This is a genomic window from Flavobacterium aquariorum (assembly GCF_003254745.1).
In the GTDB taxonomy this organism is placed as follows: domain Bacteria; phylum Bacteroidota; class Bacteroidia; order Flavobacteriales; family Flavobacteriaceae; genus Flavobacterium; species Flavobacterium aquariorum.
In genome coordinates this window covers 292,398-314,210 of record NZ_QKXH01000005.1, presented here as the reverse complement: position 1 = coordinate 314,210, position 21,813 = coordinate 292,398, and the positions used below count along the sequence as shown (strand labels likewise).

General features: G+C 34.0%; 17 protein-coding genes. 8 read left to right on the top strand and 9 right to left on the bottom strand.

Annotation, left to right across the window (positions count from 1 at the left end; translation table 11 throughout):
* Positions 1-2 precede the first annotated feature (2 nt).
* Complete coding sequence (locus tag DOS84_RS10100) at positions 3-872, bottom strand: diacylglycerol/lipid kinase family protein (RefSeq protein ID WP_111409988.1); 870 nt, start codon at positions 870-872, stop codon at positions 3-5.
* Between the two features lie 63 nt (positions 873-935).
* Between DOS84_RS10100 and DOS84_RS10095 the strand changes: the two genes are divergently transcribed.
* Positions 936-1,901, top strand: coding sequence for an App1 family protein (locus tag DOS84_RS10095; RefSeq protein WP_111409987.1), 966 nt, complete (start codon positions 936-938; stop codon positions 1,899-1,901).
* A 239-nt stretch (positions 1,902-2,140) separates the two neighbouring features.
* Here the strand turns inward: DOS84_RS10095 and DOS84_RS10090 are convergent, their stop codons facing one another.
* Positions 2,141-4,048 (bottom strand): ABC-F family ATP-binding cassette domain-containing protein, encoded by a 1,908-nt coding sequence (locus tag DOS84_RS10090; protein ID WP_111409986.1) that lies wholly within the window; start codon positions 4,046-4,048, stop codon positions 2,141-2,143.
* 74 nt (positions 4,049-4,122) lie between these two features.
* On the opposite strand from DOS84_RS10090, the gene DOS84_RS10085 reads away from it, so the two are divergent.
* A complete protein-coding gene (locus tag DOS84_RS10085; protein WP_111409985.1) occupies positions 4,123-4,503 on the top strand; it encodes a DUF983 domain-containing protein in 381 nt (126 codons plus the stop codon).
* On the opposite strand, the gene DOS84_RS10080 is transcribed toward DOS84_RS10085, so the two are convergent.
* The 7 genes from DOS84_RS10080 to topA form a co-directional block, all read right to left on the bottom strand.
* The gene (locus DOS84_RS10080; protein ID WP_111409984.1) at positions 4,504-5,562 is read right to left on the bottom strand and encodes an NAD(P)/FAD-dependent oxidoreductase; all 1,059 of its coding nucleotides are present in this window, start codon (positions 5,560-5,562) and stop codon (positions 4,504-4,506) included.
* A gap of 78 nt (positions 5,563-5,640) precedes the next feature.
* The gene (gene porN, locus DOS84_RS10075; protein ID WP_111409983.1) at positions 5,641-6,630 is read right to left on the bottom strand and encodes a type IX secretion system ring subunit PorN/GldN; all 990 of its coding nucleotides are present in this window, start codon (positions 6,628-6,630) and stop codon (positions 5,641-5,643) included.
* 45 nt (positions 6,631-6,675) lie between these two features.
* On the bottom strand, positions 6,676-8,235 hold the full coding sequence (gene porM, locus DOS84_RS10070; protein WP_111409982.1) for a type IX secretion system motor protein PorM/GldM: 1,560 nt from the start codon (positions 8,233-8,235) through the stop codon (positions 6,676-6,678).
* 52 nt (positions 8,236-8,287) lie between these two features.
* Positions 8,288-8,917, bottom strand: a complete 630-nt coding sequence (porL, locus tag DOS84_RS10065) for a type IX secretion system motor protein PorL/GldL (protein WP_111409981.1) — start codon at positions 8,915-8,917, stop codon at positions 8,288-8,290.
* Positions 8,918-8,973: 56 nt separating this feature from the next.
* Entirely contained in the window at positions 8,974-10,386 is a 1,413-nt protein-coding gene (gene porK / locus DOS84_RS10060; protein WP_111409980.1) for a T9SS ring complex lipoprotein PorK/GldK, read from the bottom strand.
* Between the two features lie 267 nt (positions 10,387-10,653).
* Positions 10,654-11,805 (bottom strand): formimidoylglutamase, encoded by a 1,152-nt coding sequence (locus DOS84_RS10055; protein ID WP_111409979.1) that lies wholly within the window; start codon positions 11,803-11,805, stop codon positions 10,654-10,656.
* 72 nt (positions 11,806-11,877) lie between these two features.
* Positions 11,878-14,397, bottom strand: coding sequence for a type I DNA topoisomerase (topA, locus tag DOS84_RS10050; RefSeq protein WP_111409978.1), 2,520 nt, complete (start codon positions 14,395-14,397; stop codon positions 11,878-11,880).
* A gap of 339 nt (positions 14,398-14,736) precedes the next feature.
* On the opposite strand from topA, the gene DOS84_RS10045 reads away from it, so the two are divergent.
* The 6 genes from DOS84_RS10045 (at position 14,737) to secG (ending at position 21,717) form a co-directional block, all read left to right on the top strand.
* Entirely contained in the window at positions 14,737-16,320 is a 1,584-nt protein-coding gene (locus DOS84_RS10045; RefSeq protein ID WP_111409977.1) for a glycerol-3-phosphate dehydrogenase/oxidase, read from the top strand.
* A gap of 312 nt (positions 16,321-16,632) precedes the next feature.
* The gene (gene miaB / locus DOS84_RS10040) at positions 16,633-18,078 is read left to right on the top strand and encodes a tRNA (N6-isopentenyl adenosine(37)-C2)-methylthiotransferase MiaB (protein ID WP_111409976.1); all 1,446 of its coding nucleotides are present in this window, start codon (positions 16,633-16,635) and stop codon (positions 18,076-18,078) included.
* A 314-nt stretch (positions 18,079-18,392) separates the two neighbouring features.
* Positions 18,393-19,652 (top strand): sigma-54 interaction domain-containing protein, encoded by a 1,260-nt coding sequence (locus DOS84_RS10035; RefSeq protein WP_111410022.1) that lies wholly within the window; start codon positions 18,393-18,395, stop codon positions 19,650-19,652.
* A gap of 128 nt (positions 19,653-19,780) precedes the next feature.
* Positions 19,781-20,284: an LPS assembly lipoprotein LptE gene (gene lptE, locus DOS84_RS10030; RefSeq protein ID WP_111409975.1), complete on the top strand. Its 504-nt coding sequence runs from the start codon at positions 19,781-19,783 to the stop codon at positions 20,282-20,284.
* Positions 20,285-20,407: 123 nt separating this feature from the next.
* A complete protein-coding gene (locus DOS84_RS10025; protein ID WP_111409974.1) occupies positions 20,408-21,367 on the top strand; it encodes a tetratricopeptide repeat protein in 960 nt (319 codons plus the stop codon).
* Positions 21,368-21,378: 11 nt separating this feature from the next.
* Positions 21,379-21,717 carry a preprotein translocase subunit SecG gene (gene secG, locus DOS84_RS10020; protein WP_111409973.1) on the top strand — a complete coding sequence of 113 codons (339 nt, stop codon included), beginning with the start codon at positions 21,379-21,381 and terminating at the stop codon, positions 21,715-21,717.
* Positions 21,718-21,813: the final 96 nt, after the last annotated feature.

The following is a 21,813-nucleotide window of genomic DNA, read 5'->3' as shown; positions in this document are numbered from 1 at the left end:
ATTTAGGCAACAGCTACCTTCAATTGTTTGTGCAGAATAGAAATTTCTAAAATACTTTTGGCTCCACAATACTCACCATCAATTTGGAAATTTACAGGAATATTAGTTTTTATGGTAGCACTGTCTGTCGAGATTATTTGAATATCATCAGACCCAATCGGCATATTTCCTGTGATAATTTTTCCAAAAACAATTAAATCCAAATTTTTAATAATTACTAATTCAAATTTGCCATCATTCATTTGTCCATCTGGATTAATGATTACCCCAGTTCCATACTTTTGGGAATTGGCAATCACAATCATCCGAGCTACACATGTAATAGTTTGATTGTTGGCAGTGATTGTTGCTTCAAAAGGATCCTGCAAATCTTTTAAAGTAGTATAGGCTTGAACCGCATATCCCCACATACCACGCGTTTCTCCGTTTTCATAGTTTTTAACAAGATCCGCATTGAGTCCAATATCACTCAAATGCAAACTTTTTTTACCATTAATAGCAATCATATCTATCTCAATATACTTGCCATAAAAAGCAATCTCTAAATTTTCTTCAAGCGTTATTGGCAAATTCAAATCAACTGACAAACCGTTTGCGGAACCAGCTGGCAAAATACCCAGAATTACATCATGCTTTTCTATTGCCTCCGCAACCATTTTTATTGTTCCGTCACCACCAGCAACTAAAATTCTTTCAGGTTGATGCTCTTTATACAATTCTCTTATTTTAACCACATCACCCTCTCCAATAGTCTCGTATAAAATGAGTTCCAAATTTTCTTTTTTTGCAAAAAAACTGACCGCTTCCACAAATTGGGCTTTATCAACATCTCCTGATATTGGATTTACTACCATGATAATACTCTTTTTCATAATTTCGGATCGTATGTTAATAAAAAACGATAAATTTAGTCATAATAAAATCAATCATATCAAATGAAACCTTTTTTAAAATTATATCGTGGATATGCCAATGAACAAGAACTCATTGTCATGGGCCATGTTTTTCATTCCAACAAAGTCAAGGATTATGATTATAAAAAAAATAATTTCAAAAATGCGACTGCGATAATTAATTTATTTCGAACAAAAACAAAAGCAAATGCTGATGTGTATTTAAAGTACAAAAATTCAACAATCCGAACAAGAACATTAGATGATGGCTATTTTAAGTTTTGTATTCCCGTTGATGCTTCAGTTGGTTACGGCTGGATTGATTATGAAGTAAGTATCATACACAACGATGAAAGCATAGTGGAACAAGGAAGTTATATCCGACCCACCAAAGGAAGCCTTGGAATTATCTCCGACATTGATGACACTTTTTTAATTTCGTATACATCAAATCCTTTAAAAAAACTGTATGTCTTATTGTTTAGAAATGTAAACAATCGAAAAATTTACCAAAATGTAGTTCCCCATTATCAAGCTTTAAGCTCCGCAGGCAGAAATAATAAAAACGAACAAAATGCCTTTTTTTATGTATCAAGCAGTGAGTGGAATTTATACACTTTCATAATTCGTTTTACCGAAATCCACCAGTTGCCCAGAGCAGTTTTATTACTAAAAGACATTAAAACAAGTTTAAAAGATTTCATCTTCACAGGAAGAGGAGGACACAACCATAAATTTGAAAAAATAAAACACATACTAGAATTTTATCCTAATTTAAAATACGTTTTATTGGGTGATGATTCCCAGGCCGACCCTTATTTATATGAGAATATATGTAAAATTTTTCCAGTAAATGTAAAAGCGGTTTATATCAGGCAAACTGGCAGTTCCAAGTCAAGAAAAGTAACATCCGTGCTGAACAACTTAAAGGAATTAAATGTAGAAATTTGCTATTTTAAAAACAGTGAAGAAGCCATTGAACATTCAAAAAGAATTGAAGTTATTTAATAACAGAGAACAAAATATAAACCTAAACTCGATTATTATTTTTTGGAGCAGAAAGATTAGGCATTTTTAGGAAATATCGTCCCGCTTTCCGTTGCAATCTTGTAAGCCGAACCCTGGCTCACAAGGATTTCCACTGCAATCGGGGCTAAAAAGAGATATTTTGCTTTTTTTTTACAACATTACAAAAAAAACATAATTCAAATTTTATAAAAAAAGCTCCAAAATGGAGCTTCTCTTTATTACAAATTATCAATTTCTTCCTGAACAATTTCCCAGTCCAAAAGCAGTTTATCCAACTCGGCTTTCTTTTTATTATAAGCTATAAAAAACGAAGCATCTTCAATATGTTTATCATAATTAGAAGCCAACATTTTATCATCCTGTTGAATGTCCCTTTCCAATTGCTTAATTTGACTTTCAACTTTACTTAATTTATTTTGTAAAGCCTTGCCTTTTTTCTGGTCTTCATAGGAAGCTTTGTTGCTTTCTTTTGCTACAGTAGCTTTCAAAGCATCTTTTTTCTCCACTTCACGCATATTTTCCATATTGCGTTCTTCCAAGAAATAATTGATATCTCCCAAATATTCTCTAATTCTTTGATCTTTAAATTCGTAAACGATATTAGACATTCCTTGCAAGAAATCTCTATCGTGAGAAACTAACAGTAAAGTTCCTCCAAATTTTTGCAAAGCGGCTTTCAAAACATTCTTAGATTTGATATCCAAGTGATTTGTTGGCTCATCCATTAACAATACATTAATGGGTTGCAACAACAATTTACATAGCGCTAGACGGTTCCTTTCACCTCCAGAAAGCACTTTCACCTTTTTCTCTACATCATCACCACGAAATAAGAAAGAACCCAACATATCGCGTACTTTCATGCGGTTCGTGTCCATTGCAGCATCTTCCATAGTTTGCAACAAGGTAATCTCTCCATCAAGATATTCGGCTTGATTTTGAGCAAAGTAACCCAATTGTACATTATGACCTAATTTAATCGAGCCTTGGTATTCAAATTCATTAACAATAGCTTTAATAAATGTAGATTTTCCTTGACCGTTTTGACCCACAAAAGCAATTTTACTTCCACGTTCCACTAACAAACTAATATCTTTGAGAATGGTTTTATCACCGTAACTTTTAGTAACCTTTTCAGCTTCTATAACGACTCTACCTGGCTCCTTGGAAACAGGAAAAGAAATATTCATAACCGAATTATCATCCTCATCAACTTCGATACGTTCTACTTTGTCAAGCTTTTTGATTAAAGATTGTGCCATGGAAGCTTTAGAAGCTTTGGCTCTAAACTTTTCAATCAGCTTTTCAGTCTCTTCAATTTTCTTAGCCTGGTTTTTCTGCGTCGCCAATTGCTTTTCACGGATTTCATGACGCAATTCTAAATATTGAGAATAGGGCTTATTAAAATCATAGGCTTTACCAAGAGAAATTTCTATCGTTCTATTGGTCACATTATCTAAAAACATCTTGTCATGCGAAACAATAACAACAACCCCAGGATAATTACGTAAAAAACTTTCCAACCAAATGATACTTTCTATATCCAGGTGATTCGTAGGCTCATCCAGCAACAAAACATCATTTGATTGCAACAACAATTTGGCCAATTCAATACGCATTCTCCAACCCCCAGAAAAAGTTTCGGTTTGATTGTCAAAAACTTCACGTTTGAAACCCAGACCCAAAAGAATCTTTTCGGTATCCCCAACATAATTATAACCTCCAAGTAATTCAAAACGATGGGTATAATCAGATAAATCTTCTATGATTTGACTATATTCTTCGCTTTCGTAATCCGTACGAGTTACTAATTGATGGTTGATTTCCGCTAATTTTTTCTCAACAATTTTGATTTCGGTAAAAGCTTCATAAGCTTCTTCCAAAACCGTCCTTCCTCTTTCAAAATCAATATCCTGACGTAAAAAACCCAAACGAATTTCCTTCTCCTGGGAAATTACTCCAGAATCTGGAGCAAAGTCTTTAGCCAGTATTTTAAGCATAGTCGATTTCCCTGCACCGTTCTTTCCGACAAGACCAACACGGTCTCCCGCTCCTAATCGAAAAGTCACTTCCTCAAACAAATAAGAACCACCAAACGAAACCGATAAATTGTGTATATTAAGCATGTATTATTATTTTATTCCTTTATGAATTAGTAAATTTGGTCTTTCTAAAAATAGAAAAATTAAATTTTTTGCAAATGTTAAAAAAAGGATCCAAACTATATAGCATTTTAACAGGAACTTGTCCAAAATGCATGAATGAGAGTATGTATGTGGATAAAAATCCTTTACATTTAGGTTCAGTACTCAAAATGAATGAACAATGCAGTCATTGTGGTCTAAAATATCAAATCGAACCTTCCTTTTTTTATGGAGCTATGTATGTTAGTTATGGTTTGAATGTTGCAGTCGGCATTGCGACTTTTATCGTATCATACCTTATAATCAAAACCAGTATACAAACTTCGTTTATTGCAATTATTGCTACATTAATTATATTATTTCCAATAGTGCTAAGATGGTCCAGAAACATTTACATTAACATGTTTGTTTCTTATGACCCAACAACTAAAATTTAATTAAGATTTTGCTTTGCGCTTATTGGTAAATCTTTTAATATCAATTTCCTTATCTAGGTCAATATCCTCTTCTATATTTTCAAACAATGCTTTGGCCATTGCTGGGCCGAGCATTACACCACGAGTTCCCAATCCGTTCAATATATGAACTCTTTTATATTCTGCATGTGTTCCCACTAATGGTCTTCTGTCCCTAACAGTGGGTCGAACTCCAGCATAATGATTGATAATTTCAAAATCACATGAAATAATTTCTTTAATTCTATCGATTAATTCTGCTCTTCCTTCCTCTGTAGGTAAATTGGTTTTATCTTTCCAGTTATAAGTTGCACCAACTTTGAACAAATCGCTTCCCAATGGCAAAATAAAAACACTGGTGTTTACAATAACATCCAGATTTAAAAGCGGTGCTTTAATAATGAACAATTCGCCTTTTGTGCCATCCAATGGCAATTCACTAAAAAAAGGATTGGCTTGTAAACCAAAACCCTCTGCAAACACAATATGTCTAGCAATTATTCCCTTGTAAGAGACTCTTTCCTCATCAATAATTAAATCATTATAATCAAAAGTTTCATTTCTCAAAAGTTGGTGAGATAAAAGATAATCATGATATTCAGAAACCAACAAAGCTGTATCAACATATCCTGTCTGTAATACTTCACCATAACCAAAAGGAGAATCAATACCTTCAAAATTATTAAAGATTAAAGAAGTAGACAAAAAGGGTGTCAAAGCTGGTTTATCCGATGCAGCAAACCAATTATTTTGCTCTTCTATTGAGAAAAACTTTCTTAATATAGGTATTTTAAAATCGACCTTTGATTCAATTTTGGCGCTAAGCCTTGAGTAAAAACCCTCCATTAATTGTAATTGTTCTTGAGCTTGCCATACTTCACTAAAGCGCTTCAAAATAACAGGATTATAGAGTCCTCCAGCAACTTTAGATGAATTTTGAGAATCATCATTAAAAACCACAACAGTTTTATTATTCAACAAGGCTATCTCCGCAAAAGAAATCCCCGCTAAACCTGACCCAACAATTATATAATCAATCATAAACAATGTAATAAATGTAAAAAACAAAAAACTCTTACTTAAATTAAGTAAGAGTTTTTATTGTAAAATTTTAGGTAATTAGTAATTCCACATATCATGTTCGAAATCACGAATTTTATCTTTAATTCTATCAGATTCCAATAATTGATTCAAAGCATTTTCATTAACATACTCAGTAATCAAACGGTCACCGTATACATTTTCTTCTTTGTAAATAACACCACTAAACTGACGTGAATCTAAAATTCTATCAAAAGAAACTGGCATAGCCGAATTTTTCTCATTGAAAGCCAAATACTGATGCAAATAATCACGAATCGAAGGATAGAATATCCAGAACAAATCAATATAATCAGGATTTTCACTACCAACTTCTCTAGCTTCTGGAGCAATTGGACAAATACCCAGTAAACGATATTTCAATTCACTTTGACGTTTATCAAAATACCAATACCCTTTTAATTTGTATCCTGTGATATCTTGTGCTGTAAGTTCTCTTTTATCAATAAATTGAGGATCTAAAGCTTTAGCAACGGGAACAGTAGCAGGACCAACCACTTTTACTTTTTTACCTTTAACGGTTTTATAAGTAATCGACGGTTTAGCTTTTGGGTAATACAAATCTCTATTGGCATTTACTTCTTCTCTACCAGCATTGGTCGTATCAATATAAGTAAATGAACTACTCATGTCTTTGAAAGTTTTCTTGGTATTAAAATAATCATCAGCATATACTTCAGTTATTTTATTAGTCTTAATACCCTTAATCAAAACATCAAACAATGATCTTCTGTCCTTTCCAATATTAGTAGAATCGATTGGGAAATAAAGAGGAAAATTAAATCTTTCGCTCAAATCAACAATCTCCCATGTAGTTTTACCCATCAATATATCTCTATCATCCACATAACCATAAGCCAAAGGCTTATCATTGTCAAGAGACACTTGAGATTTAGTTTTTACCCCAATTTGATCTGGTGTCTTAGCATTCAGCAAATTAGACTGTGCAAATGAAGAAAAACTTCCCGCAACAAATGCTATAACCGCAACTAAATTTTTAGTCTTCATCTTTATTAATTATTAGATTATTTAAGTAGAATATAAACTTAAATATTATTGTATTTCGTAAATTACTACAGCTGTTCTTGAAAGCATTATATCAGAACCAACCAATTTAGTTTTTATATCTGAAATAGTTACTTGATCACCTCTTGTAGCTCTTGCTAAAGCAGTTTTACATTGTGCATTAACTCTGTCTCCAGATACAATTACGGCAGCTTGTCCAGCAACTTTTAAAGTAAATCCAACAACATTTAATTGTACATTAAAATCAAAATCAGGAAGTTTTGCCGAAATTTGCGAAACTTCTAAACGAGACTTAGCTCCTTTAACAATTCCCATTTCTCCTCCAATTGCACCTACTGGAGGTGGAATACCTTTAATTCTATATGCTTTTTTATCAGAAACTTTAGATCCGTCTGGCAAAGTACCCGTAACATTAATAACAACTTCAGAACCTTGTCCAGGATTCATGTTGTATGCACCTGGTTTTCCAGCAGAACTTAACCCTGGAGCCGAAGCGGAAACTTTATCAGCAGAGATACCTGCAAAAGAGATAGTCATAGGATTTACAACACCTCTATAAACTACATTCATTTTATCTGCAGAGATAGTTGCAGAGTTTGGCTTTGGAACCACTACATAATTCCCAATAATTGGAATAGCTACTGGTTTACCATCTTCCATAAAAGTAAAGTTACCATTAATGTCGTGTTCACCAACATTACCAGCACCAAAACTAAAGTCAACTTGACCATCGTGCAAAGCAGAACCAAGATTTAAATTACTACCGTTAACCACAACTTTAGTAGGAACAGTTGCTTTATCAAATCGTCCTAAAACGATTTTTCCTTTTACAGCTTCTCCTGCAAAGAAAGCAGATTTTTCAGGAATAACAATTGCAGTATAATTTTTCATAGATGCAGCTGCAACAGCAGTTGAACCTGTTAATCTGCTCAAAATTTGATTCTCGATAGTATTAACATCATTTTGAATAGCAGTTAATTTAGCTACAGAAGCAATAAGTGGGAAATGCTTAAAATTATAATCTAAATTATTCTTTTTTACACCTTCTCTATCCACTACATCTCCAGTATTGAACTTTGTGTTAAATTCTGCTGCAATATCCTTAAATTTAGGATCGCTACCAATAGCAGATTTAATTGCTGATTTATATGCTTCTACAGCAGCAACCACTTCTTTACCTTTTGCAGATAAACCATCCCCACTAAACCAAGACTCATCTAATTTTGATGAATTATCCATGGTTTCGTATGGCAATTTACCATTCTCTTCTCTTTTTATATCTTTAGTAAAATCTGATTTTAACGATTCTACATATTTATAAAAGGAATTAGTTGCAGCATTAACCTTTTTTCCAATTTCATTAGGCACTTTATACTGCTCTGGTTTATCTTGTGCTTTAAGATCCAAATCCGCCAAAATAGCTTCATTTGAAGATAATGCTAAACTATTAGCCGTTTCAAATCTTTCGTTTATTAATCCAAAAGCTGATAATACTTCTTTGGACATGTTTAATGCTAACATCGCGATGAAAACCAAGTACATTAGGTTAATCATCTTCTGTCTAGGGGTTAATTTTCCTCCTGCCATTTTTTCTAATTAGTTTATTATTTAATATTATAATATATAGTTAAAAAACTAATTATCCTTTATTACTCATTGCAGTAAGCATACCACCATATACATTATTTAAAGATGCAATATTTGCAGTCATTGATTGCATTTGCTCTTTCAATTTACTTGCATTCTCTGCAATTTCTTTATTAGCTTCAGCGTTTCTTGAAGCACTTTCCAATTGTACTTTATACAAACTATTTAATGACTCCATTTGAGCTGCAGCCATAGATAACTCTTCACTGTATTTTTTAGTAGCCGAGATAGAATCAACTGTAGGAGAAATATTTCTTGAAGCATCTTCAAAATTTCTAATGCTATTTCCAAGACTACTCATCAATTCACCATCAATTTTAGCTTCTTTTAACATTGCATCTAATTTAGAAGACAACATTCCATCAGCATCATCAGACACAACTTCTTTCTTTTCAGATTTTTCACCACCTGCCAATTCAGGATAAACCAAAGACCAATCTAATTCATGTTCAACTGGTTCGAATGCCGATAGAGCAAAAATGAAAGCTTCTGTACAAAGACCAATAATTAATAATGCACTAGCTCCAGGGTAATGTTGAATTTTAAATAGGGCTCCGATAATTACTACTGCCGCTCCCATACCATAGGTAAAATTCATTGCTTTTTTGCTCAATACTGCCATCTTGTAAAAATTTTAAAGTTAATTTAATAGGTTATTTTTATTTAATTTATTTGGGGTTATTTCTTTTTGTTATTACCGGTTGTTTGTGTTCCCATATAATCTTGAACTGTTCTGAATCCGATATAACTTCTAGCTGAATCTGCATATTCAAATGCTCGAGTACTTACTTGAAGGAAATAAGCAACATCTTTCCAAGATCCACCTCTTACAACTTTACGTTTATTTGAGTTATCTATAACAGCAGGATTCATTGTAGACACAAAATCATAAGAGTTAGCATCATAAGCAGAGTCTGTCCATTCAGAAACGTTACCTGCCATATTATATAAGTTATAGCCGTTAGTTTCATAAGATTTAGCCTCTACAGTATACAAAGCTTGATCCGCAGCATAATCACCTCTATTAGGTTTGAAATTAGCCAAGAAACATCCTCTGTCACTTTTTGTATAAGGTCCTCCCCATGGAAAAGTAGCAGACTCTAAACCACCTCTAGCAGCGTATTCCCACTCTGCTTCCGTAGGTAATCTGAACGAATTCACATTGTCAACATGATTTTTCTTAGATTTTAAATAACTATTTTTATTTAAAGTTCTCCACTCACAAAATGCTTTTGCTTGACTCCAAGTCACACCAACTACAGGATATTCCCCATAAGCTTTATGCCAAAAATAGTCATTATGCATCGGTTCATTATAAGAATAAGCGAAATCCTTAATCCAGACTGTAGTATCAGGATATACCTTAACCTCCTCAGTTCTTATAAAATCTTGCCTTTTACCCACTTTAGCTTTAGCGGCAGCTTGAATATCCATCCAAGTATAGCGAAATTTAAGCTTATTTACATCAATAGTTCTCAATCCATTATAAGACGCTTCTAAAGGCAGGTACATAGAATCCATCACTTCTGTATAGTACTCATCTGGATACTTCTTAACATCCTTTACTAATTTAGATTTTCTATTCAATCTTTTATAAGCGTTTGGATCTTTATCCGTACCAATACTGTAATAGTTATCATACATATACTTATCATATGCAGTCATTTTTTCCGGATCGGAGTTGTTATTACTAAAAGAATAATCAGCAATACTTCCTGTATTCTTTCCTTTACCTTTACCATCAGCAGCAGCACCTTGACCGCTTTCTTCGGCCAAAATAGCCAAACGGAAACGAATCGTAGAATCTTTTACCCATTCCACAAATTGACGGTATTCGCTATTTGTAATCTCTGTTTCGTCCATATAAAATGCCCTAACAGTAACTGTTTTTGTTGGTGCATCTGCAACATTAGCGACATCATCATCAGACTTACCCATGATAAATGAACCACCAGGTACTAGTGTCATTCCATAAGGTTTTTCAGGATGCCACTTTGCTCCTTTTACACCAACCAACTCTCCTTTGTCGCTTGATCTGCCACAGCTAATCAACACTGTTAAAATTGCCGTAAATGCAATGAAATTCTTCATAAAAATTGGGGTTATCTATTCATTATTAATAGGACTGCAAACCTATTTATTTTTTATTTAAAAAACAATTCTTTTATAGTCACTTAATATTTGGTCAAATGTATGTTAAAAATTCTAAAAAAAAAATATTTTATCGCCAAAGCGCCAAAAAAGAACGACAAAAAACATCATTTTAAAAATTTTGTAAGTATATCTCAAATATTTCAAATATTCACATAAAATTAACGATTTTACGATAAATTTAATAAGTAATTTAAAGCTTAAAATTTATATAATGTTTTTCCTTTGAGCTTTCCACCATCTTTCAGGCATTTCCTGATTACAAGCGGCCAAATATTCCTCATAAGAACACGGTAATAACGTGTTTTTTTTCAATTTATTGCTGGCTTTGGAAATAAATGGTATCTCTATCCACCAACGATCTGTTTTATCACTTTTATAAAACACCAAATCCTCTTCTTCAAGCGGAACTATATATTTTAAATAATTTTCTCTACTCCCAAAAGGATACTCATTTGACCTATAATGATATCCTTCTATAAAATACCAAAATATCTGCGCTATAATTACCGCTTCCTGTTTTGAATTATTGTGATTAAAAACTCCAAACGAACTTACTTTATCACTTATCCCTGCATATCTGGACAACGTGCAAATTTCTTTACCATTAAACCCATTTGGGTTAAAAACAGTAAAATTACCAGAATCTGATGATTTTACTGAATTCAAATCTATACTCACAACATCAGCATCTCTAAAAACCGGTTCTGCAATTGAAATATTATTTGAAACTTCTCCTAAACGATATGCATCAAAAAACAACTTCTCTATCAGATCAATTTCCTCTTGAGAATTGTAATAGGTCTGATAGCCAATATTACAAAAATTAAACAGATTATTAGGCTCATCTATAATAATTTTAGTTAAAAAAGAATCGGAACTAATCGTCTCATTTTCTTTACCAAAATCAAACCTACTATCAATAGAAACTAGATTCACCATTTGCTCCAAATCATCATATCCTCTATACAATGCATAGGTTAAATCCTGAGATCCTCCAATAACTAGAGGTACTATTTTTCTTTTTATAAGACTTGAAGCTATTTTTTTTAATGCAAAAAAAGTATCCTCTTTTGAGTTTCCAGGAAGAATATTCCCCAAATCGCCAATTGTAACATTCCAATTCCCAGGAAACATTCCATATAATTCTTTTCGAATGGCGTCTAGGTCAACATCTACATTACCACTCTTATCACCTCTATTTTCAAGAACACCAATTATTGCAATATCAATTTTACTCAAATCAGGTATTGCTTCATTAGTATGCAAAACTATTTTACTCCCCAAATTTTGAGCAGACAAACCTAAAACATAATTTAGAAATTCTTCACTTAATGGTTCTAAAAAATCAAACTCCATTTTTTGCTTCTTTTACCTCTCCTACATTACTTTCCACGAAAGAAAAAATGAGGACTAATTGAATTTAATTCTTTATTTCTTTTTGGCTACTGCTTTTTTAACGGCTGGTTTCTTCGCAGCAGTTGTTTTTTTGGCAGCAACTTTTTTGGCTGGTGTTTTCTTGGCAATCATTTCTTGAACTTCAGCCAATGTTAATTTTGCTGCATCAACATCTTTGCTTAATTCAATTTTTATCTTGCCTTTCGTTATAACCGAACGACCCCAACGTGCTTTTTCAACCAATATTCCTTCTTCTTCCCAATTATGAAGTACTTTATCAATATTCTTCTGCAATTTATCCTCAATCAATTCCTGTATATCCGACTGAGATAAATTATCAAAATTATATTTCTTACTTACATTTATAAAGATTCCATTCCACTTGATAAAAGGACCAAAACGACCAGTTCCTTTTTGAACACCTTCCCCTTTATAAACAGCAATAGGTGCATCTGCTATAGCTTTTTCATCGATCAATTCCTGAGCCCTCACCATCGAAACGTCCAAAGGGTCCTCCCCTCTTGGCAAAGAAATAAAAACACTTCCGTGTCGTACATATGGCCCATAACGTCCATTACTTACTTCAACTTCTTCTCCTTTATATACACCTAAGTTTTTTGGAAGCAAAAACAAATTCAAAGCTTCTTCTAAAGTAATATTACCTATATTTTGTTCGTGTCTAAGACTCGCGAATTTTTTATCTTCATCTTCGGCATCGCCAATTTGGGCCATTGGTCCAAATTTACCCAAACGAACCGAAACCGGTTTTCCTGATTCTGGATCAATTCCCAATATTCGTTCTCCACTTTCTCTATCAGCATTCGCTTCTACATCTTTCACCGTTGGGTGAAATTTATCGTAGAACTCTTGCATCATCTTTGTCCATTCTATATTTCCTTCGGCAATTTCATCAAAATCCTGCTCTACCTTTGCAGTAAAATTATAATCCAAAATATTTCCGAAATTCTTTACCAAGAAATCAGTAACAATTGTTCCAATATCTGTGGGAACTAATTTTCCTTTATCAGAACCTGTATTTTCCTTAAGTAACTTCTCTGCTAATTTCCCAGATTGCAAAGTCAACTGAGTATAATTTCTCTCTAACCCTTCAAGATTTCCTTTCTCAACATAATTTCTGTTAATAATGGTAGAAATAGTTGGTGCATAAGTAGAAGGACGGCCAATACCTAATTCTTCCAATTTTTTCACCAAAGAAGCCTCTGTATATCTTGCCGCAGCCCTTGAATATCTTTCGGTTGCAGTAATAAAATTGTTTTGCAATTTTTCATTCACTTTCAAGGCAGGCAACAAACCTTCCTGCTCTTCTTCTTCTTCATCATGTCCTTCAAGATATACTTTCAAAAACCCTTCAAAAAGTAAAACCTCACCAGAAGCAGTGAATATTTCGCCGTGATTATTGGCTTCAATTTTCACATTGGTACGTTCCAATTTGGCATCACTCATTTGGGAAGCCAAAGTCCTTTTCCAAATCAAATCGTACAAACGCGCTTGATCTCTATCAATATTTACTGTATGAAGTGACATATCGGTCGGACGAATCGCTTCGTGAGCTTCTTGCGCACCTTTACTTTTATTGGCAAAAACTCTTGGGTTAGAAAACTCTTTCCCATACGATTTGATAATTTCAGCCTGGGCAGCATCCATCGCTTCTTTGGATAAATTAACGCTGTCGGTTCTCATATAAGTAATAAGTCCCGCTTCATACAAACGTTGTGCTAATTGCATCGTGATTCCAACAGGCAAATACAACTTCCTAGCGGCTTCCTGCTGTAAAGTTGAAGTTGTAAAAGGAGCCGTTGGTGATTTTTTGGTAGGTTTAGTTTCTAAATCTGCTACCTTATATATAGAACCGATATTTTGTTTTAAAAAATCTTCGGCTTCTTTCTTAGTATTAAAATTTTTTGGAAGTTTTGCTTTGAAAGACTTTCCTGCTTCATTAGTAAATTCTGCCACAACAGAATAAGTTGCTACCGCAGTAAAGTTTTGGATTTCGCGTTCTCTCTCAACAATCAATCGAACAGAAACCGATTGCACACGTCCAGCAGATAATCCCCCTTTTACTTTTCTCCAAAGAACCGGTGACAATTCATAACCAACCAAACGATCCAAAACTCTTCTCGCTTGCTGCGCATTAACTAAATTATAATCGATTTCACGTGGTTTTTCAATGGCTTTAAGGATTGCCGTTTTGGTTATTTCATGAAAAACAATACGCCTCGTTTTTTCTTTTTTAAGTTTCAATTCTTCCGCCAAATGCCAAGAAATAGCTTCTCCCTCGCGATCCTCATCACTCGCTAACCATACCATGTCTGCATTTTTAGCTAAAGTTTTTAATTTAGACACCAATGCCTTCTTATCCGAGGAAACTTCATATTTGGGCTTGAATCCGTTTTCAACATCAACACCAATTTCTTTAGAAGGTAAATCAGCAATATGTCCATAACTTGACTCAACCTGATAATCACTTCCGAGAAATTTTTCGATTGTTTTTGCCTTTGCAGGGGACTCAACTATCACTAAATTCTTTGCCATTTTGTTATTGTTTGAATCGCAAAAGTAATTTTTTTTTTTAAATATCAACCTTTCATTGATTTTAAAAACTAATTAAATCGGTAAATGAACCAATTCAACAACACAAAGCACAACAATTTTCATTCGCATATAAATTGATGCAATCCCAATTTTAACCCGAAAAAGGCAAAACCATTAAATACAAGGAACATCTTTAAAACAATAAAACGACCACCCCATTCAACCTCTATATATAGGTATAAAAAAGAAATCCATATTTAATTTTTCAAAAAGTAAATCCATTTCATTATTTAGTTAAATTTACTACAAGAAACCATCCCAAACCTACAAAAATAGATAATGAACCGAATCGAACAGCTACAAAAACTAAAACAAAACCAAGCTTGGGACTTCATCATTATTGGTGGTGGTGCCAATGGACTTGGTGCTGCAGTGGATGCGTCAAGCCGAGGTTTTAAAACAATACTTTTAGAAGCGGTAGATTTTGCAAAAGGAACCTCAAGCCGAAGCACTAAATTGGTTCATGGTGGTGTTCGCTATTTAGAACAAGGCAATCTTACATTAGTAAAAGAAGCCTTGAAAGAAAGAGGATTGATGGAAAAGAACGCAGGGCACTTGGTTAAGAACGAATCGTTTATCATTCCTAATTACAACTGGTGGGGAGGTTATTTTTATACCATTGGTTTAAAATTCTATGATCTATTAGCCGGTAAATTAAGCCTCGGAAGTTCAAAGTATTTATCCAAAAAAAAGACAATGGAATTAATTCCCTCCATTGAACCAAACGGACTACAAAGTGGTGTATTGTATCATGATGGGCAGTTTGATGATTCCCGACTGGCTATTAACCTTGCACAAACTGCAACAGAAATGGGGGCTTGTGTACTCAATCATTTTAAAGTTGTCCAATTATTAAAGGATGACAAAAACCAAGTTACTGGAGTAATAGCAGCCGACCAAGAATCAGGAGACGAATATACAGTACAAGGCAAAGCAATAATTAATGCAACAGGAGTATTTACCAATGCTATCATGAAAATGAACGATACTGTTTATAAAAAATACATTGTTCCCAGTCAAGGAATACATTTGGTATTTAACAAGTCTTTTTTGCCTGGTGATTATGCTTTAATGATTCCGAAGACGAGTGACGGAAGAGTACTTTTTGCGGTTCCTTGGCATGATAAAATTGTGGTTGGTACAACGGATACTTTGGTCAAAAAATCAGATATTGAACCTATAGCCCTCGAAGAAGAAATTGAATTTGTACTGGAAACAGCGCGAAGATACTTGACAAAAAATCCAACAAGAGCAGATGTACTCTCGGTTTTTGCAGGCTTAAGACCTTTGGCCGCTCCTGATAAAAAAGGACAAAGCACCAAAGAAGTTTCTCGCAGCCACAAAATAATCGTTTCTGAAACTGGACTAATTACAATTACTGGAGGAAAATGGACGACGTACCGGAAAATTGCTGAAGATATCATCGATAAAGCTATCAAAGTGCATGAACTAAAACCAAATAAATGTGTTACAGAACATTTAACCATTCACGGAAACAAGAAAAACAATGCAGCAGATTTTGAAAACCATTTATTTATTTACGGAACCGATAGTAAAGCCATTCTTGAATTGCAAGAAAGCGAACCTGAATTAAAAGAAAAATTACACCCAGATTACAACTATACCTTAGCCGAGGTGGCTTGGGCTATCCGACAAGAAATGGCCACTACTGTTGATGATATTTTGGCGAGACGTGTTCGGCTATTGTTTTTAGACGCTCGTGCAGCAATTTCTTGTTCTACCAAAGTAGCCTATTTATTAGCTAAAGAATTAGGTCATGATGAAAACTGGATTCAAAATCAAGTGGTCGAATTTAAGATTTTGGCCAATGGGTTTTTATTGAAAGAGTTTCGGGTTCAATAAAAATACAGAGATAATTATATTTTACAAAACACGATTTTCAAAACAAACACCTAGCCCCGATTAAAGTGAAAAGCCCGGAGACCAGATGGCTTACATTTTATGTAGTGTCAAAGCGACCAAAGGAAGCTCTTGCCACTACATAAAAATGTTGACAACAGGACGAGGACTTGTAATGGAAAGCGGGAAATGGCTCCTCTTGAAAATGTCCTTATCCATCCCCATTTTGAAGGACTTAAAAAGTTGTTAATTCTTCGGCTGACATCTTGTCATAATCGCTGTAATTGCTTTATCTTTGCACTTTGAAACTACCCAATGGAAAAGATAATTGAAGAAAGCAAACAAGGAAATAGCCTTGTTCTGGAACATAAACCGGAGAATACCAAAAAACTTTTTATAGAAAGCTACGGCTGTGCGATGAATTTTTCGGACAGTGAGATTGTAGCGTCCATATTGTCTGATGGCGGTTACAATACCACTTCAGTTTTGGAAGAGGCAGATTTGGTTTTGGTAAACACTTGCTCTATCCGAGACAAAGCGGAACAAACGATACGCAAACGTCTGGAGAAATACAATGCGGTAAAACGCATTAATCCAAAAATGAAAGTAGGCGTTTTGGGCTGTATGGCCGAGCGTTTGAAAAGTCAGTTCTTGGAAGAAGAAAAAATCGTTGACCTCGTTGTGGGGCCAGATGCCTATAAAGATTTACCTAATTTATTGAGTGAGGTCGAAGAAGGTCGTGATGCCATCAACGTGATTTTATCCAAAGAGGAAACATATGGTGATATTTCACCAGTTCGATTGATGAGCAACGGAATTACAGCATTGGTCTCTATCACTAGAGGCTGTGATAATATGTGTACATTTTGTGTGGTGCCTTTTACCCGCGGACGTGAGCGCAGTCGTGAACCGCAAAGTATCATGAACGAAATTCAGGATTTGTGGAGCAAAGGATTTAAGGAAATAACACTTCTAGGTCAGAACGTAGATAGTTATTTATGGTATGGCGGCGGTTTGAAAAAGGATTTTGCCGATGCAAGCGAAATGCAAAAAGCGACAGCGGTGGATTTTGACCAATTACTGGAAATGGTAGCGATTGGTTTTCCGAAAATGCGAATTCGTTTTTCAACTTCGAATCCACAAGATATGCACGAAAGCATTTTGCACGTCATTGCCAAATATCCTAACATTTGTAAACACATACACTTACCGGTGCAATCGGGTAGTAATCGAATTTTGAAAGAAATGAATCGCTTGCATACCAGAGAAGAATATATGGCTTTGATAGATAAGATTCGTTCTATTATTCCAAATGTAGCCATTACTCAAGATATGATTTCGGGCTTTCCAACAGAAACGGAAGAAGACCATAAAGACACTCTGAGTTTAATGGAATATGTGAAATATAATTTTGGTTATATGTACAGCTATTCTGAACGTCCTGGAACTTTGGCTGGAAGAAAAATGGATGATGATGTTCCTGAAACTACTAAAGCAAGAAGATTGCAAGAAATTGTCGATTTACAACAGAAACATGCTTGGATCCGTTCTGAAGAATTTATTGGTAAAACAGTAGAAGTTTTGGTTGAGAAAATTTCAAAAAAATCGACTGAAGAATTCTCTGGCAGAAATTCACAAAGCATAACTGTCGTTTTCCCAAAGGAGAACTATAAAATAGGTGATTTTGTAAATGTAAAAATTAATTCTTGTACCTCAGGAACTTTGAAAGGCGAAGCGGTTGGATATTCAAGTATGAATTGATTTTTTTAACAACGTTTAATCAACTACTAAAAAGGTTACAAAAAATAAGATCATTGTTATGTCGAAAAAAAATATACTTATCGCTTTAATTACTTTTATTCTTGCTTTTGGAACAACGTTCTATATCATTAGAACTTATTTCCCAAAACACAAAGTTGAAAAAACAGCTATCCAAAAAGATACGCTAACAAAGCCACAATAATAGAAAAAGAATCAAGCAGTTATTCAAACAAATTTCAATTTTAATAATCAGGAAAATTTTCAAAGATTTTTAATTGTGATAATCTGTGAAATCTGTGTTAGAAAAAAAGCAAATGGATACAGTACAATCAATAAAACAACGTTTTGAGATTATTGGGAATGACCCAAAACTCAATCGTGCCATAGAAAAAGCCATTCAAGTTGCACCTACCGATATTTCGGTTTTGGTCGCTGGAGAAAGTGGTGTGGGAAAAGAGAATATCCCAAGGATTATACATTCATTATCACACCGAAAACACGGTAAATATATTGCTGTAAACTGTGGAGCAATTCCGGAAGGAACTATTGACAGTGAACTTTTTGGCCATGAAAAAGGAGCTTTTACAGGCGCTACCAGCACTCGTGAGGGCTATTTTGAAGTGGCCAATGGCGGTACTATTTTCCTTGATGAAGTGGGAGAATTGCCTTTGACCACCCAAGTACGATTGCTGCGGGTATTAGAAAATGGAGAATTCATAAAAGTAGGTTCCTCTCAGGTTCAAAAAACGAATGTCCGAATAGTAGCTGCAACGAATGTCAATTTATTTAAAGCAATTGAAAAAGGAACATTTCGTGAGGATTTATACTATCGTTTAAGTACCGTTGATATAACTCTGCCTCCACTTAGGGAGCGAAAAGAAGATATTCATTTACTATTCAGAAAATTTGTTGCCGATTTTGCCAATAAATATAAAATGCCTCCATTGAAGCTTGACGAAGGTGCTATTTCCTTATTGCAGAAATACCGTTGGAGCGGTAACATTAGACAATTACGAAACGTTGCAGAACAAATTTCGGTATTAGAAACCAATAGAGATATTACTGCCGCAACCTTGCAAACGTATTTACCCACAGAAGGAACTAATTTGCCATCGGTAATAAAAGACAAAAAAAACGACACCGATTTTAATACCGAAAGAGAGATTTTATACAAAGTCCTTTTTGACATGAAAAGCGACTTGCATGATTTAAAAAAACTAACTTTAGAATTGATGCAAAATAGCAATTCCAATGTTCAGGAAACCAATAAATCACTCATAAAAAAAATATACGGTTCCAAGGAAGAGGACAGTGAAATTGATTTTGAAGAAGAACCCAGAACTTCGTTTATATCCAATTCAAATAGAGAACAGAATTACGAAGAACAGGACAACAATAATTACCTTTTGGCTGAAACCATCGAAGAGGAAGAGGTGTTGCGACTCGAACAAAAAGAGATTGAAATGATCAAAAAATCATTGGAAAAAAACAAAGGAAAAAGAAAAGCCGCAGCAGATGAATTAGGTATTTCGGAACGTACTTTGTATCGAAAAATAAAACAATTTGACTTATAGCAAAAAATAAAAATTTCAAAAAAACAAATTTCAAATCACTAATTCGATTTTTGTACATTTGAAATTTGAACCAAATTTAGATTTTGGACTCGAGCGACAGCGAACAGGCGTAGCAATTTATACATTTTATGAAAAAAACACATTATCTCTTATTAATAATTAGTTCATTCATCCTAAACAGTTGTTCGGTATATAACTTTACAGGAACAGGTAAAATTGATGCCAAAACATATCAGGTAAACTTCTTTCCAAACAATTCTGATTTGATTGAACCGGGAATTGACCGAACTTTTACACTTACATTACAAGACTTGATTCAGAATCAAACTAATTTGCACTTAGTAAAAAATGGAGGAGATTTAATGTATGAAGGAGAAATTACAGATTACCGCATCAGTCCAATGACCGCAACTGCCGATCAAAAGGCGGCGCAAAACCGATTAAAAATTAGAGTAATGGTTAGATTTACCAATAAAAACAAGGAAGCCGACGATTTTGAAAAATCATTTGAGTTTTATTATGACTTTCCTGCTGCCCAACAATTGACAGGAGCAACGAAAGATGCCGCGATTAAAGAAATTTTCGAAAGAATTACTCAGGATATTTTCAATGATTCACTTGCAAAATGGTAACCTGCAGTAATCAGATTGCAGTTTTCAGTTAGCAGAAAACAGTTTGATTTTTTAGTGTTTGATATCAGACAAAAGAATACTAAAATAACAAGACAAAACACTTAAATTAAGGAACACAAAAAAATGAACGTTAGTAGCTATAATTATTTATTAAACCAACCCGAAGAAATCAACGAGATACAAACGGTGGCTTTAGAAAAAGTATTGGATGAATTTCCATTTTTTCAAAGTGCACGAGCGTTGCGCTTAAAAGGGCTGTACAATCAAAATAGCTACAAGTATAATTTTGCATTAAAAGTAGCTGCGGCACACACTACCGACCGTAGCGTTTTATTTGACTTTATTACTTCCGAATCGTTTATAGCTATTCAAAAAAAGACTTACGAGAAAAAAATACAGGAACTCCTCAATATAACCGTAATTGACAGTCAAATCGTTGAAAAAGAAGAGATAGCACCAATTACAACAACTCCTTTGGAGCATTCTATACTTACCTCCATAAAAGAGGCTAATGCTAATCCTGCTCAAAACAATTCTCTCTTTATTGAAAAATTAGAAATCGATAAAAATGTTGAACAATCGATTCTTGACTCTATTAAGGAAGCTACGCCAACAAAATCGGAAGAAGTAACAACAGAAGCTGAGAAAAATTTAGAAATTGGGAAACCACTGGATTTTTCAAAATCAGAAACACATTCATTCCATCAATGGCTTCAAATTTCGAGGATACAACCCATTATACGAGAAAATCCAAAAGAAAATAATAGTATGGCAAAAGAACCCGAATCTATCATTGACGAGAGTAAAAAGAAAAAAGCAGAATTGATTGATAAATTCATCGAAACCAGTCCAAAGATTCCACCAATAAAACCCGGAGTAGTGTTCACTCCAAACATAGATCTCAACAAGGAGGATAATTCTTATTTAATGACAGAGACTTTGGCTAAAGTGTATTTGGAACAAAAAAAATACCAAAAAGCCATACAAGCTTATGAAATATTAATTTTGAAATATCCAGAAAAAAGTAGTTTCTTTGCAGACCGTATAAAGGATATTAAAATAGTACAACAAAATAACAATTAATAATAAATAGTATGTTTTCAATTTTTTTAGTTTTAATTACAATAGTATGTTTTCTATTGATCGTAGTAATAATGGTTCAAAACCCTAAAGGTGGCGGTCTTTCTTCTACAATAAGTGGTTCTCAAATGTTAGGTGGTGTACAAAAAACTACTGATTTCTTAGACAAAAGTACTTGGACATTGGCAACTATATTAATTGCTTTAATCTTACTTTCAGGTTTAAGTTTCACAGGAACTTTGAGTGATGCTGATTCAAAAATCATTGACAACACAGAAACTGCAGCACCAAAAACTAATGCTCCTGCTACAAATGCTCCTGCACAAAGTACACCTGCAACTCCAGCAAAATAATTTATTTACATAAATACTCAAAATGCCAGCCTGTCAAAGCTGGCATTTTTTATAAGAAAAAATGTCAGTTTACGTAGTGTGGCATAATTTCTGAAA